The sequence below is a fragment of the Phytohabitans kaempferiae genome (genome assembly GCF_042433955.1).
GTDB classification, from domain to species: Bacteria; Actinomycetota; Actinomycetes; order Mycobacteriales; family Micromonosporaceae; genus Phytohabitans; species Phytohabitans kaempferiae.
Map to the genome: position 1 here is coordinate 367908 of NZ_JBHLUH010000039.1, position 13840 is coordinate 381747.

Sequence of the window (13840 nt, forward strand, 5' to 3'; positions counted from 1 at the left end):
CGACGTTACCAACCAACTGTATGGTTAAACGTAGTTGCGCCCGTCCGTTCGGGTCAAGGTGTGGCGCCGGCCTCCGGCGCGCGGGCCGGGCGCGGGATGGCGACGGCCAGCGCCGTGGCGGCCGCCATCGAGAGCGCGAGCAGGACGAACCCCGCCGTGTAACCGGACCCGAGGGGGAGGCCGCCGACGCCCAGTTCGGCGGTGACGACCGTCGCCATGACGGCGGTCCCCACCGCACCGCCGAGGTTGCGGGCGTTGAAGTTGACCGCCCCGGCCACCGCGGACTGGGATGCCGGCACCGAGACGACGACAAGCGTGGCCAGCGCGGCGAGCGAGACGCCGAGCGCGACGCCGTAGACCGCGAGGACGGCCACGAGCTGCCAGGCGGTGGCGTACCGCCAGGCGACGGCGGCGAGGCAGGCGGCGATGACCACGCTCGCCGCCGCCACCACCGGCCGCGGGCCGGCCCGCCGTACCAGCCGCGCCGTGGCCACGCCGCCGAGGAAGACCGCGCTCGCCAGCGGCAGCATCAGCAGCCCCGACTCGGTGACGCTCGCCCCCACGCCGTACCCGGTGGAGGCGGGCGCCTGGAGGATCTGGGGTACGAACGCGTAGACGGCGAACATCGCGAAGCCGAGCAGGAACGACACCGCGTTGCCGGAGCGGACCGCCGGGATCGCCATCATCCGCAGGTCGATGAGGGGATGGTGGGCCCGCGATTCGAGCCGGTACCAGCACGCGCCCAGCGCCACGGCGAGGGCGTAGAGGCCGAGCGTCCGGCCGCTCGTCCAGCCCCAGGCGGAAGCGTTGGTGGTGGCGAGCACGAACGTCGCCAGCGCCCCGGCGAGGAACGGCGCGGGCGCCCAGGAGATCGGGGCGGCGCGGGTCGTGGAGGGCCGTACGACGAGCACGGCGGCGACGGCGGTGGCCGCGGTCACCAGCGCCGGCAGCAGGAACAGCCAGCGGTAGCCCCACAGGTCGACGATGGGACCGGCGAGCACCAGGCCGACGCTCGCCCCGATCCCGCCGATGGCCGCGAGTACGCCGATCGCGAAGGGCACGCGCTCGCCCGGGAACTCCTCGCGCACGATGCCGAAGGCGAGCGGCATCACCGCGCCGCCGACCCCCTGGAGTACGCGTGCCGCGGTCATCAGGCGGATGTCCGGGGCGAACGCCGCGCCGAGCGAACCGGCCGACAGCAGCGCGAGGGCGGTCACCAGCATGGGCTTCTTGCCGATCGCGTCGCCCAGCCGCCCGACGATGGGGGTCGCGATGGCCGCGGAGAGCAGGTAGGCGCTCACGACCCAGGTGACGCTGCGCGGGTCGGTGTCGAGCGCGCGTTCGATCCTCGGGAGTACGGGAATCACCATCGCCTGGAGCAGCGCGAAGACGGTGGCGGCGACGACCAGCACGCAGAACGTCGCGGTGGTGCGGGATGGGACCCGAGTCATCGGACGTTTCCGCCATTCCCTCGTGCTTGCCGGTTCCTCGTCGCTCGCCGGCCCACCCGGCCGGCGAAAAGCGCTGGGCACCCGTCGCGGGGTGCCCAGCGCGTGTTCCCTCGTGGCCCTGGCCGTCAGGCGGGCGGCGGGACGCTCAGCCCCTTCTCGACCGGTCCGTAGGCGGTGAAGACGAAGTCCTCGGGACCGAAGGTGGAGAAGTGGCTGTCGGCGGAGAAGGTCACCGGGTTGACGTAGAGCGGCATGTCCGCCGGCTTGGCGCCCTCCAGCGCCTTCGCCATCTGCTCCGGGTCGAGGCTGCCGGCGAGGTTGGCCGCGCTGGCCGCCAGGATCACGTCGTGGTACGCGACCAGGTAGGTGTTGATCGGGAAGGGCAGGTCGCCGCCGGCCTTCGCCAGTACCGCGTCGTAGAACTTCTTGAACGCCTCGCTCTCCGTCTGCGGCGTTCCCTTGACGCTCGTCGCGAGCTGCTGGAAGACGATGCCGTCGTAGTCGCTCTCGGCGGCCAGGTCGGCGAGGTTGTTGGCGGAGAAGGTCTGCGCGCCCAGGGTCGGCACCTTGACGCCGAGCTTCGTACGGGCCTTGGCCATCGCGCCGGCGGCGGGGCTGTAGCCGGCGAAGACCAGCGCGTCCGGGTTGCCGGCGAGGACCTGCTGGAGCTGGGGCGTGGCGTCGATCGACTCCGGCGGCACCTGGGCGAAGGTCACCGAGATGCCGGCCTCGCCGAACGCCGGCTTGGCCACCGCCTCGAACGCCTCGCCCGACGCGTCGTCGATGTCGAGGATGCCGATGCTCCTGTAGCCGCGCTTCTTCGCCTCGTCGACCAGGCTGCCGACGTAGTCGGGGATGGTGTGCGCGTTGCCGAACGCCAGCGGGTACTTCTTCGGGTCGTTGAACGTCGCCGAGGTGAAGTGCTGCGAGGTGAAGACGCCGGCCTGGGCGAGGATCGGGATGCCGGCCGGGATCTCCGAGGCGCTGCCGGGGATCACCGCGTGCGGCTTGCCCGCGCTCAGCAGCTCCTGGAGCTTGGCGGCCGACTGGTCCGCGCTGCCCGCGTTGTCGATGTAGTTGATTTCAAGGGGTTTGCCCAGCACGCCGCCGCTCTCGTTGACGAGCTGGACCGCGACATCCATGCCCTGCTGCATGGCCGCGCCCACGACGGCGATGGGGCCGCTGAGTGCCACCAACGCGTGGATCTTCATCGGCCCGTCGGACGATCCCGACGAGCCGTTGGAGCCCGAACCGGAGTCTCCTCCACACGAGCTGACCGCCAGTACAGACACCGCGAGCGCCGCCACGAACGCGGCCCGCTTGGATCCCATGACCCCAGCCCCAATCCAAATCATTCATTTCGTTTAGATGATTAGAACCGGACCCTAGCCGCCGGTGTCGCGTGTCGTCAAGGTCACAAGCATGTTACGAGGGCCAGGTGGGGGGCCGATTACTCGTACTCGAAAGACGGCTGTCGACGCGTCCGGAATGCCTCCCGGGCCTCGCGGCTGTCCGCCGTGCGCGCGCTCAACACCTGCTGCCGGTTCTCCAGCTCGATGGCCGCGTCGAGGGACGGCAGCTCCAGCCCGAGCCACATGCCCTGCTTGGTCAGCTCCAGCGACATCGGCGCGGCGGCGAGCAGGCCGGTCACCACGTCGTCCACTCTGGACCCCAGGTGTTCCGGCTCGACGGCGTCGGCGAGCAGCCCGATCCGCAGCGCCTCGGCGGCGTCGAACCGGCGCCCGGTGAGCATCAGCTCGTGCGCCCGCCCGGCGCCCACCAGGCGCGGCAGGAGCCAGCTCACGCCGAGGTCGCAGCCGCTGGCGCCGACCCGGATGAACGAGGTCGCGAACACGGCCGTCGACGCGGCCACGCGGATGTCCGCGGCACACACCAGCGCCAGGCCGAAGCCCGCGGCCGGGCCGTTGACCTGTGCGACCACCGGCTTCGGGAGCCGGTGCACGCGCTGGACGAGCGTCGCCACGAGGCGCTGGAAGGCGAGGTCCCGGTAGACCTGGCCCATCTCGGCGGTGCCGGGCGCGTCGCCGTAGCCGTTGAGGTCCAGGCCCGCGCTGAAGCCCCGGCCGGCACCGGTGATCACCACGACCCGGCAGCGCGGGTCGCTTTCCACCTCGGTGAGGGCGTCGTGCAGCCCCAGGGCCAGCTCGTCGTTGACCGCGTTGAGGTGCCGCGGCCGGTGCAGCTCGATCCGCCGTACCGAGGGCCGAGGCTCGGAGACCCGTACCGCGCTCATGTCGGCGCGCCGCCGGCCGCGAACGGGAAGTTGCCGGCCTGCGTGCCCCACTCGTGCACGACCTCGCCGGTAAGCCGCGTGGCGCGCCCCCAGTGGTACAGCTCGGCGTGGATGGTGCCGACCTGGCGGCAGTAGTACGCGCCGGCCTCGCCGTTGAGCTCGAACTGGTCGCTGACCCGGCCGTCGGTGAGCCGCGCGAAGAACTCCCGGTCGCCCTCCGCCGCCTTGAGCGTGACGACCTCCGGCCGGGGCAGGCCGGTCGCCGGCTCGACGCGGAAGCGCTCCACGTACGAGGCGAAGGCGAACGTGCTGAGGACCGGCTCGCCGCCGTGGTAAAGCATGAACGGCGTGAAGTGCCGGAAGCCGAGCTGCTCCGAGGCGGCCGAGTCGGTCCAGACGCCGGTGTACTCGCCGCACGTGAAGTGCCCCCAGGTCCAGACCGACTGTGCGGACCGGCGCCGGCTCGCGCCGGCCAGCGGCAGCGAGGAGAGCTGCTTCTCGGCGTGTACCCGCCCGCTCACGTCGACCGTCTCGCCGTCCACCGTGACCGAGCCGGAGACGTCCGCGCGCGGCGCCACCGGCCACCAGCCCACGGCGGTGCCGGTCTCCGCGCGGTAGTGGGTGAAGCCGGGGGAGGCGGTGGTGAACTTGACCCCCGAGCAGACCACGGCGCCGTCCAGCCGCAACCGCAGCCCGCCGACCGCCAGGCGGAGCCGGAACGAGACCGGGTCTCCCGCCGGCGAGACCTCGCCGACCAGCTCGTTGTCGGCGCCCCAACGGCCGCCGAAGGGGAGCGCCTCGAACTCCTCGGGGGCGAAGGCGGCGTGCGCCTCCAGGTACTCGTGGCCGGGGCGGAGCAGGTTGACCGTGATGGCCGGGCGCCCGCCGTCGTACGGGCGCGACCGGTACAGGCCGATGCCCACCTGCCAGCCGTTGTCGAGGGCCGCGTCGAACCACCACAGCTCGACGTAGTCGGGGTCGCCGACGCCCAGGTCGGTCTGCCAGGCCATCTCCGCCGGCGTCACCGGCCGGAACGCTCGGACACCATGCATAGCTTCGCCTCGATCCGGCTGGGAGGGTCGCTCAGGGGAGCGAGGCTACCAAGTCGACCAGATGGTTGGCTACCTGTCTCGATGTCGCCGACCCTATGGCCGTGAACGCCTTGTCGTGCGGGCGTGGCTCTGTTGTACTCGTCCTCACCATGTAGTCAACCCACTGGTCGGTTAAGGAGTGCGAGATGGACTTCAGTGAGTCGAGCGAGCATCTCGCACTGCGTGCCGCGGTGAGCGCGATCGGCGCGGCCCACGGCCACGACTACTTCGCCCGGTGCGCGGCCGAGGGGCGGTTCACCGACGAGCTGTGGTCGGCGATCTTCGACAACGGATTCGGCGGCGTGAACCTGCCCGAGGAGTACGGCGGCGGGGGCGGCGGCATCCTGGAGATGGCCATCGTCATCGAGGAACTGGCCGCCCACGGCTGCCCCCTGCTCTTCCTGATCGTGGCCGGGATGTGCGGCCCGATCATCGACGAGTTCGGCACGCCGGAGCAGCGGGAGCGGTGGCTGCCGTCGCTGGCCGCCGGGCGGGCGAAGATGGCCTTCGCGGTCACCGAGTCCGGCGCCGGCTCGAACGCGCCCAACATCTCCACCTCGGCCGCGCGCGACGGCGACCAGTGGGTCATCAAGGGCGCGAAGCAGTACATCACCGGGATGGACGTGGCGGACGCCGTCCTCGTCGTCACGCGCACCGGCACCGATCGGCGCGGCCGGGGAGTGCTGACCCTCTTCGTCGTGGACACCGACACGCCCGGCCTCCACTGCCAGCCGATCCCGATGGAGATCAAGGCGCCGGACCGCCAGTTCACCGTCTTCTTCGACGACGTGGTGGTGCCGGCCGACCGGTTGATCGGCGGCGTGGCGGACCAAGGGCTGCGGCAGATCTTCTCCGGCCTCAACCCCGAGCGGGTCAACGTCGCCGCCCAGGCGGTCGGGCTCGGCAGGTACTTCCTCGGCAAGGCCGTCGCCTACGCCGGGGAGCGCGCGGTCTGGGGCGTGCCCATCGGTACGCACCAGGGCGTGGCCCATCCACTCGCCGAGGCGAAGATCCAGCTGGAGCTGGCCCGCCTGATGACGTACAAGGCGGCCTGGCTCTTCGACCGCGGCATCGACGGCGTGGGCGAGGCCGCCGCGGTCGCGAAGTTCGCCGCCGCCGACGCCGCGCTGTTCGCCTTCGACCAGACGGTGCAGGTGCACGGCGGCAACGCGTTCGCGTCGGAGTACGGCATCGGCGACCTGTGGGGGCTCACGCGACTGATGCGGTCGGCGCCGGTGAGCCGGGAGATGGTGCTGAACTACGTCGCGCAGCACACGCTGGGCCTGCCCCGCTCGTACTGACCCCGCCAACGGTGGTCGTCGTTCAAATCATTTAGTTGATTTCTGATCTGTTACGTCATAGGGTCGGCGGACAGCACGGCTTCCGAGCCGTGCCAGGACTTGCGTAGGGGCTGTCGTGACGATTGTCTGGGCTGGGCTATCGGTCGGCGCGGTCTACGCGCTGACCGCGATCGGTTACAACATCACGATGACGTTCGGCGGAGTCTTCAACTTCGCGCATGGGGCGTTCGTCGTTCTCAGTGCTTTCTTCTCCTGGTTCGTCATGGTCGACCTGGGCTGGCCGTGGTGGTCCGCGGCCCTCCTCGGCGCGGCCCTCGGCGCGTCGATCGCGGCGTTCGAGGAACTCGTCGCGGTGCGTCCGGTCGTCCGGCGCACGGATACCCGGGCGTTGCTGGTGACGACCGTCGGCGCTTTCGTCGTCATCGAAGGCGTGCTCGCCGCGACCTGGGGCGCCACGCCCAAGTCGGTCGAGTTCTTCGCCGGCACGGATCCCTTCACCCTCTTCGGCGGCCGGATGTCGCCGGTCGACATCTGGCTGATCGTGGCCGCCGTGGCCATCGGAATCGGCATGCACGTGTTCTCCCGGCGCAGCCTCTGGGGCCTGGCCGCCCGCGGCGCGACGAGCGACCCGGACGCGGCCAAGACCAGAGGCATCAACGTCGGCGCGCTCCGCACCGGCGGCTTCGCCCTGGCCGGCGCGCTCGCCGGGCTGCTCGGCCCGCTCGTCGCCCCGAAGACCGGGGCGAGCGTGGGAATCGCGGTCAGCGTCACCATCTTCGGCTTCGTGGCCCTCGCGGTGGGCGGCTTCGGCAACTTCCTCGGCTGCGTCGTCGGCGGCATGGTGATCGGCCTGATCCAGGCCTACGGCAGCCGCTACCTCGGTGTCGAGTACCCGCCGGTGCTGCTCTTCGCCGTGCTGCTTGCCGTGTTGTTGTTGAAACCCAGCGGCTTGCTCGGCAAGCGTGGCGTACGGGCGGTGTGACGATGACACTCAGATTGCGTTCGGTACTGCTGGACACCCCGCTGTTCGTCTTCGTCGGCTTCGTGATCGTGGCCGCGCTGCCGTACCTCGGGCTCGACTTCTACTGGCAGCGGCAAGTCATGCTGATCGCCGTCTACACGTTGCTGTGCAGCGGCCTCAACCTCAGCTTCGGATACGCGGGGGAGCTGGCCCTCGGCCAGGTAGCGGTCTTCGCCTCCGGTGCCTACGTCGCGGCGATCCTGTTCAACCACGGGCACACCGACATCCTCCTCGCCTTCGCGGTCGCGACCGTGCTCGCCGGCATCGCGGGACTCGTCTCCGGCGTACCGGGGCTGCGGCTGAGCCACTGGTCCCTGGCGCTCGTCTCGTTCTTCTTCGTACTGCTCATCCCGAGCCTGGTCGCCATCCTGGACGACTACACCGGCGGCAGCGCCGGGCTGCCGGGCGTGCTCGGCCCGACGCTCTTCGGGCGCCCGCTCTTCGGCAAGGACTTCTACCTCGTCGCGGTCGGCGTCACGCTGCTGTGGATGATGGTGCTGCGCAACATGGTGGTCTCCCGCTTCGGCTCGTACCTGCGGGTCATGGCGGAGAGCCCCACGCTGGCCGAGTCGCTGGGCGGGTCGGTCTACCTGCTGCGGGTCCAGGCGTACGTGATCGGCGCACTCCCCGCGGGCATCGCCGGCGTCCTCTTCACGTACATGACCGGCTTCATCAGCCCCACGGCGTTCACGCTGAGCCTGCTCATCGCGCTGCTCGCGGCGACCGTGCTCGGAGGCGCGGACAGCGTGTGGGGCGCGCCGGTGGGCGCCGCGCTCCTGGTGCTCGGCCCGCTCCAGGCGGCTTCGTTCCAGAAGTACTCGACGGCGGTGTACGGCGCGTTCCTGATCTTCGTCGGTGTGGTGTTCTCGATGGGGCTGGCGGGGCTGGCCCGGATCGCACGGCGCCGCCTGCTCGCCCGGCGGCTGGAGCGGGCCGCCACCGAGGGCGCCGGGAGCGAGGCCGCGCCGGCCGACCTGTCGATACCGGGGGAGCGGCTGGAGGTCGCCGGGCTGGTCAAGGCGTTCGCCGGGCTCAAGGCGCTCAACGGGGTCGACCTCACGGTGCAGCCGGGCACCATCACGGCGATCATCGGGGCCAACGGCGCCGGCAAGACGACCCTGCTCAACCTGGTCTCCGGAGTGCTCCGCGCCGACGAGGGCAGCGTCTCCCTCGCCGGGAAGCAGATCAGCGGGCTGCCCGCGCACGAGGTGAGCCGGCTCGGGGTGGGGCGGACCTTCCAGACGCCGCTGATCCCGCCCCGGATGACCGTGCTCGAGGTGGTCGAGTCGGGCCGGCTCCGGTACGGCAAGGTGGGGCTGCTCACCGCCATCCTCCGGCTGCCCACGTACTACCGGGTCCGGCGGGCGGACCGGGAGGCGGCGCTGGCCGCGCTCTCGTTCGCCGGCCTCGGGCACCTGGCCCACCAGCCGGCCGGGTCGCTCCCGCTGGGGACGCGCCGGCTGTTGGAGGTCGTGCGCGCGGTCGCCGGCATGCCGCACGTACTGCTGCTGGACGAGCCCGCCGCCGGCCTGGACGACGACGGCCTGCGGGAGCTGGAGATGCTGATGCGGCGGACCCGGGAAGCCGGTGGCACGGTCGTCCTCGTCGAGCACAACGTCCCGTTCGTCATGGACGTGGCCGACCAGATCTTCGCGATGGAGCTGGGCCGGGTCATCGCCTCCGGGCCGCCGGAGGTGGTCCGCCGCGACCAGCGGGTCATCGACAGTTATCTTGGTCGGCGCGGCCAGGCGGCCGAGGAGCTGGCCGACCTCTCGTCCGAGTCGGGGGTGTCCTGATGACCGGCAAGCACGAGGCGGCCACCGCGTCGCTGCTGGACGTGACCGACGTCCGGGTCGGCTACGGCGACCTCGTCGCCGTGTGGGAGGTGTCGCTGCAACTGCGCGCCGGCTCCATCACCGCGCTCGTCGGCCGCAACGGCGCCGGGAAGACCACGTTGATCAACGGGCTCTGCGGGCTGCTCCCGATGCGGGCCGGCACGGTCGTCCTGGATGGCGAGGACATCACCGGGATGCCGGCGTGGACCCGCGTGTCCCGCGGGCTCACCGTCGTGCAGGAGGGCAAGCGCGTCTTCCGCGAGCTGACCGTCCGGGACAACCTCGTGCTCGGGCTGCGCGGCGGCGGCGTGAAGCGGGCCGAGCGCGAGCGCGAGCTGGAGCGGCTCTACGAGCGCTTCCCCATCCTCGGCGAGCGGCGGCGGCAGCGCGCGGCCGACCTCTCCGGCGGGCAGCAGCAGATGCTGGCCATCGCCACCGCGCTGGCCACCAGGCCGCGGGTCCTGCTGGTGGACGAGCCGTCGTCCGGGCTGGCCCCGGTCTTCGTCGACCTGGTGTTCGAGGCGCTGTCCGGGCTGCGCGACGAAGGGCTCGCCATCCTGCTCGTGGAGCAGCTGGTCGACGACGTGCTCGGCGGCATCGCGGAGGACGTGGTCGTGCTGGACCGGGGACGCGTCGTACTACACGACCGGGCGGCCAACCTCTCGGTCGAGAACGTGGCGACTAGCATCTACTCGTCCTTGTGAACAGAGGGAGACGGGGGACGGTCGATGGTGAGTGCGGGCAGGGAGCGGCGTCCGGCGCCGAGTGCTCCACGGCTCAACACGCGGAGCGTGGCGGAGGCGGTGGCGTCGCAGCTGCGGACCCGGATCCTCGACGGCGACCTCGTCGACGGCTCGGAGCTGCCGCCCGAGGCAGTGCTGCTCGAGCAGTTCCCGGTCAGCCGGCCCAGCCTGCGGGAGGCGTTCCGCATCCTGGAGACCGAGGGCCTGCTCACCGTGCGGCGCGGCAAGCGGGGCGGGACGATCATCAAGCACCCCACGCCGGACAGCGCCGCGTACCACGTCGGGCTGCTGCTGCACGCGCGGCACACCTCGCTCGAAGACCTCGCCAGCGCCCGTAACCTCGTCGAGCCGCTCTCGGCCGAGCAGGCGGCCCGGCGCCGTGACCACCGCCGGATCGGTCGCAAGCTCGCCGCGCTCACCGCGGAGGCGGAAGGCTACCTCGAAGACGGGGTCGCCTTCACCGAGCTGGCGGCCGACTTCCACCAGGAGCTGGTGAACGCGGCCGGCAACCAGACGCTTCAGCTCCTCGTCGGCGTCATCGAGAGCATCTGGGACACGCAGGAGCTCACCTGGGCGAAGTCGGCCGTCGACGAGGGGCAGTACCCGGCGGTCAACCTGCGCCGCGAGGTGCTGCGCGCGCACGCCCGGATCAGCGAGGCGATCGAAAACGGTGACGCGGCGGAGGCGGTCCGGCTCACGCGGGGGCACCTCAAGGCGACCTCGCAGGTCGTCCTCGGGGCCGGCGGGCAGGTGCGAGTGCTCGACGACTACGGGAGCCGTCGCCAGTCGCGGCTGAGCTGACCTTCGTCGCTCCGCCGCGCTCCCGTGCTGGGCGCTCCCGTGCTGGGCGCTCCCGTGCTGGGCGCTCCCGTGCTGGGCGCTCCCGCGCTGGGCGCTCCCGCGCTGGGCGCTCCCGCGCTGGGCGCTCCCGCGCTGGGCGCTCCCGCGCTGGGCGCTCCCGCGCTGGGCGCTCCCGCGCTGGGCGCTCCCGTGCTGTGTGCCCGCGCGCCGCGCGTGCCCGCGCTTGGGCTGGGCGCTTCCGCGCCGTGTGCTCGCGCGCCGTGTGCTCGCGCCGCTTGTTCGCGCGCCGCGCGTGCCTGCGCGTGGGCGCTGCTTTCTCCGTGGGCGCTGCGTGCTCCGCGGGGGCTCCGCGCGCGCGGCGGAGAATCACCAAACATTTAAATGGTGTGTGCCTCCCGGGGCGTGTGCTTTCGTGGCCGGTGGAGGCGAATCCTCTTCCCGTCGGCATCTGGTGTTAAATCATCTAGATGATAGACTCATGTCCTCGAACGGAGTGTGTCTCCAGGCAGGGGGAGTCTGACGTGGATCTGGATCTCGGCGAGCGGGCGGACGCGTTACGGGCCCGGCTCCGAGAGATGCTTGCGGAGCTCCTCCCAGCCGACTGGTCGGGATCATTCTCCGACGATCCGCGAGTGAGGGGTATCAGCCGGCAGGTGCTCGACCGGCTGGCCGAGGAGGGCCTGCTGACGATCGACTGGCCGCCCGAGTACGGCGGTGCCGGCGCGACGCTGTGGGAGCAGGCGGTCGTCCGCGAGGAGATGTGGGCGCACCTGGAGCCGCGCGGTCCGCAGTACATGGGGCTGAGCTGGGTCGGCCCGACCATCATGGCCTTCGGCACCGAGGAGCAGCGCGCGACGCACCTGCCCCGCATCGGCAAGGGAGAGGCCGTCTGGTGCCAGGGCTTCAGCGAGCCCGAAGCGGGCAGTGACCTCGGCGCGCTCTCGCTGCCGGCGACCCCCGACGGTGACGGTTGGACACTGCGCGGGCAGAAGATCTGGACCTCGTACGCTACGATCGCCGACTGGTGTTTCCTGGCCGCGCGCACCACGCGCGACGCGGACTCCAAAAACCATGGCATCACCATCTTCCTGCTGCCGATGGAGCGCGCCGGCGTGAGCGTGCGCCCCATCGCGTCGATGATGGGTCCGCACCACCTCAACGAGGTCTTCTTCGACGACGTGCGGGTCACCGCCGCCGACGTGCTGGGCGAGGTCGACGAGGGCTGGCAGGTGATCAAGTACGTGCTGGGGCACGAGCGGATCGGCATCCCCCGCTACGCGCGGGACGAGCGCGTGCTGGCCGAGCTGGGCGAGGTCGCGGCGACCTCGGCGGGCGGAGCCGGCGTCAACTTCGTCCGGGCGCTGGTGCACGCGCGCACCGCCCGCCTGCTGAACTACCGCGCGATCGCCCTGCGCGAGGCGGGCCGGCTGACCGACCGGGTCGCCTCAGGGGCGCGGATCGCTTCCATCCAGCTCGACCAGGAGGTCGCCGACCTCGCGTTGGACGTCCTCGGCCCGGCGGGCATCGCGCCCACGCCGGGCGACGGGATCCTGGGGCACGCGGAGGACGTGTACCGGTACGCCAGGTCCGCGACGATCGCGTCCGGGACCATCGAGATCCAGCGCCTCCTGGTCGCCCGGTCACTGATGAGCGAGGAGGCCCAGTGAGGGAAGACGTCGCTCGGCGCCGCACGAGCGAACCAGGAGACACAGTGAGCGAGCCAGTGCGCGAGCGAGCGAAGCGGGAGACAGCGTGAAGCGGGCGTGGCCGGACGAGGCGGTCGACCTCCAGCGGACCGTACGCGGCGTCCTGGCGGACCTCGGCGGGGTCGAGCTGGCCCGGTCGGCGGAGGAGAAGCTCCAGGTGCGGAGCGAGGTCGTGGCACCGGCACTCGCCGGGGTGGGCGTGCTGGACCTCGACCCGTTCGGCGCGGAGGAGGAGTCGGCCGCCGCGGCGCTGGCCGTACGCGCCTGTGGCGAGGTCGTCGCGCCGTGGCCGCTGGCCCGCGCCCTCTCCGTCCCCGGCGAGCTGCGTGGCGAGGTGGACGCCTGCTACGTGGTCGACGGCACGGTGACGCATCTCGAACACGCCGACCTCTTCCGGCGCGCGGTGGCGGTGCGGCTCGGCGGTGAGCCCGAATCCCACGCGCTCACCGTCTCCGGGCCCCGGCGCGCGCCGCTCGACCCGTTCGGCATGGCGGTCACGCTCGGCCCGCCGGCGAGCGGACGGCTGCCGGAGCGGGCGGCGCTCATGTCGTTCGTCCTGGATGGATTCTGGGTCGCCGGCGCGCTCGCCGCGGCGACCGGGCACGCGGCGCGGTACGCGACCACGCGCCGCCAGTTCGGCAAGGCGATCGGCCGGTTCGGGGAGATCCGGTGGCGGCTGGCCGACATGGCGGTGGCCGCCGACGGCGCGGAGGAGCTGGCGACGTACACGTGGTTCCTGGTGCGCCGCGGCCGGGCGACCGGGTCCGACGCGCTCGCGTTGCGGGTGGGCATGCAGGAGGCCGCCGTGACCGTGCTGCGCAACGCACACCAGGTGCTCGGCGCCGTCGGTCTCTGCGAGGAGCACGACCTGGCCGTGATCGACCGCCACCTGACCCCGACCCTGCTGCGCCCGACCCCGCTGACCCGGTCGGCGAGCCTGCTGCTCGACGCGGTCAACCAGCACGGTTTCACCGGTACCTTCGACGTCCCGCCTCGCGCCGGGGTGTCGTAACCGACCAACCAGTTGGTAAGTTAAATTCGTCGTCGAGTAGCGGGCGGGTGAGGCTGTGGACTCCGAGATCGAAGCCCTGCGCCAGGAGGTCCGCGCGCTGCGCGACCACGAGGAGATCCGCCAGCTGCTCTACCGGTACGCGCGTGGTGTGGACCGCGCCGACCTGGAACTGATCCAGTCGGTGTACGCGGAGGGCGGCACGGACCACCACGGGCCGTTCGACGGTCCGGGCGTCGAGTTCGCCCAGGTCGTCGTCGACGGCGCCAAGAAGGTGTGGGACCACGTCGGAAACCACCACATCACCAACATGGTCGTCCAGCTCGACGGCGACCGCGCCCGCGCGGAGGTGTACTTCCTCGCCTTCCATCCGCACGCCGACGACGGGCATCCGGCGCTCGGCATCATCTCCGGCCGCTACCTCGACGTGCTGGAGCGGCGCGACGGGCGGTGGGGGATCCTGCGGCGGGTCGTGGTCTCCGACTGGACCCGCGAAGACCTCTCCGGCCCCGACTGGGAGCGGACGACCGAGCGGGCCGGCTACGTCGGCGGCCGGCGCGGCACCACGGATACGTCATACGAGTTCTTCGGATAGCGATGTCGGCGGGGGCACCGCCGTCGACGAGCA

The 13840-nt window shown here is 71.8% G+C and carries 12 protein-coding genes; 8 read left to right on the top strand and 4 right to left on the bottom strand.

The annotated features are described in order from the left end of the window. Positions 1–53 precede the first annotated feature (53 nt). The 4 genes from ACFFIA_RS20195 to ACFFIA_RS20210 form a co-directional block, all read right to left on the bottom strand. Complete coding sequence (locus ACFFIA_RS20195; RefSeq protein ID WP_377253064.1) at positions 54–1451, bottom strand: MFS transporter; 1398 nt, start codon at positions 1449–1451, stop codon at positions 54–56. A gap of 125 nt (positions 1452–1576) precedes the next feature. After that, positions 1577–2782 (bottom strand): ABC transporter substrate-binding protein, encoded by a 1206-nt coding sequence (locus ACFFIA_RS20200; RefSeq protein WP_377253065.1) that lies wholly within the window; start codon positions 2780–2782, stop codon positions 1577–1579. Positions 2783–2901: 119 nt separating this feature from the next. Further along, positions 2902–3705: an enoyl-CoA hydratase/isomerase family protein gene (locus tag ACFFIA_RS20205; protein ID WP_377253066.1), complete on the bottom strand. Its 804-nt coding sequence runs from the start codon at positions 3703–3705 to the stop codon at positions 2902–2904. Further along, positions 3702–4757, bottom strand: a complete 1056-nt coding sequence (locus ACFFIA_RS20210; protein WP_377253067.1) for a hypothetical protein — start codon at positions 4755–4757, stop codon at positions 3702–3704. The genes ACFFIA_RS20205 and ACFFIA_RS20210 overlap by 4 nt, the downstream gene beginning before the upstream one ends. Positions 4758–4942: 185 nt before the next feature. On the opposite strand from ACFFIA_RS20210, the gene ACFFIA_RS20215 reads away from it, so the two are divergent. The 8 genes from ACFFIA_RS20215 to ACFFIA_RS20250 all read left to right on the top strand — a co-directional run bounded on the left by ACFFIA_RS20215 (position 4943) and on the right by ACFFIA_RS20250 (position 13807). Then, complete coding sequence (locus ACFFIA_RS20215) at positions 4943–6097, top strand: acyl-CoA dehydrogenase family protein (RefSeq protein WP_377253068.1); 1155 nt, start codon at positions 4943–4945, stop codon at positions 6095–6097. A 115-nt stretch (positions 6098–6212) separates the two neighbouring features. After that, positions 6213–7079, top strand: a complete 867-nt coding sequence (locus tag ACFFIA_RS20220) for a branched-chain amino acid ABC transporter permease (RefSeq protein WP_377253069.1) — start codon at positions 6213–6215, stop codon at positions 7077–7079. 2 nt (positions 7080–7081) lie between these two features. Next, positions 7082–8914 carry a branched-chain amino acid ABC transporter ATP-binding protein/permease gene (locus ACFFIA_RS20225; RefSeq protein ID WP_377253070.1) on the top strand — a complete coding sequence of 611 codons (1833 nt, stop codon included), beginning with the start codon at positions 7082–7084 and terminating at the stop codon, positions 8912–8914. After that, complete coding sequence (locus ACFFIA_RS20230) at positions 8914–9657, top strand: ABC transporter ATP-binding protein (protein ID WP_377253071.1); 744 nt, start codon at positions 8914–8916, stop codon at positions 9655–9657. The genes ACFFIA_RS20225 and ACFFIA_RS20230 overlap by 1 nt, the downstream gene beginning before the upstream one ends. An 87-nt stretch (positions 9658–9744) precedes the next feature. Continuing rightward, positions 9745–10497 carry a FadR/GntR family transcriptional regulator gene (locus ACFFIA_RS20235; RefSeq protein WP_377253072.1) on the top strand — a complete coding sequence of 251 codons (753 nt, stop codon included), beginning with the start codon at positions 9745–9747 and terminating at the stop codon, positions 10495–10497. 467 nt (positions 10498–10964) lie between these two features. Further along, entirely contained in the window at positions 10965–12164 is a 1200-nt protein-coding gene (locus tag ACFFIA_RS20240) for an acyl-CoA dehydrogenase family protein (RefSeq protein ID WP_377253073.1), read from the top strand. 85 nt (positions 12165–12249) lie between these two features. Further along, a complete protein-coding gene (locus ACFFIA_RS20245) occupies positions 12250–13215 on the top strand; it encodes an acyl-CoA dehydrogenase family protein (RefSeq protein WP_377253074.1) in 966 nt (321 codons plus the stop codon). 55 nt (positions 13216–13270) lie between these two features. Further along, on the top strand, positions 13271–13807 hold the full coding sequence (locus ACFFIA_RS20250) for a nuclear transport factor 2 family protein (RefSeq protein WP_377253075.1): 537 nt from the start codon (positions 13271–13273) through the stop codon (positions 13805–13807). The last annotated feature ends 33 nt before the right edge of the window (positions 13808–13840 follow it).

Bases quoted from the DNA above. Each gene is read 5' to 3' on its own strand.
- ACFFIA_RS20215 (WP_377253068.1), top strand. From the start codon at position 4,943: ATGGACTTCAGTGAGTCGAGCGAGCATCTCGCACTGCGTGCCGCGGTG.
- ACFFIA_RS20205 (WP_377253066.1), bottom strand. From the start codon at position 3,705: ATGAGCGCGGTACGGGTCTCCGAGCCTCGGCCCTCGGTACGGCGGATC.
- ACFFIA_RS20225 (WP_377253070.1), top strand. From the start codon at position 7,082: ATGACACTCAGATTGCGTTCGGTACTGCTGGACACCCCGCTGTTCGTC.
- ACFFIA_RS20195 (WP_377253064.1), bottom strand. From the start codon at position 1,451: ATGACTCGGGTCCCATCCCGCACCACCGCGACGTTCTGCGTGCTGGTC.
- ACFFIA_RS20200 (WP_377253065.1), bottom strand. From the start codon at position 2,782: ATGGGATCCAAGCGGGCCGCGTTCGTGGCGGCGCTCGCGGTGTCTGTA.
- ACFFIA_RS20210 (WP_377253067.1), bottom strand. From the start codon at position 4,757: ATGCATGGTGTCCGAGCGTTCCGGCCGGTGACGCCGGCGGAGATGGCC.
- ACFFIA_RS20230 (WP_377253071.1), top strand. From the start codon at position 8,914: ATGACCGGCAAGCACGAGGCGGCCACCGCGTCGCTGCTGGACGTGACC.
- ACFFIA_RS20240 (WP_377253073.1), top strand. From the start codon at position 10,965: ATGATAGACTCATGTCCTCGAACGGAGTGTGTCTCCAGGCAGGGGGAG.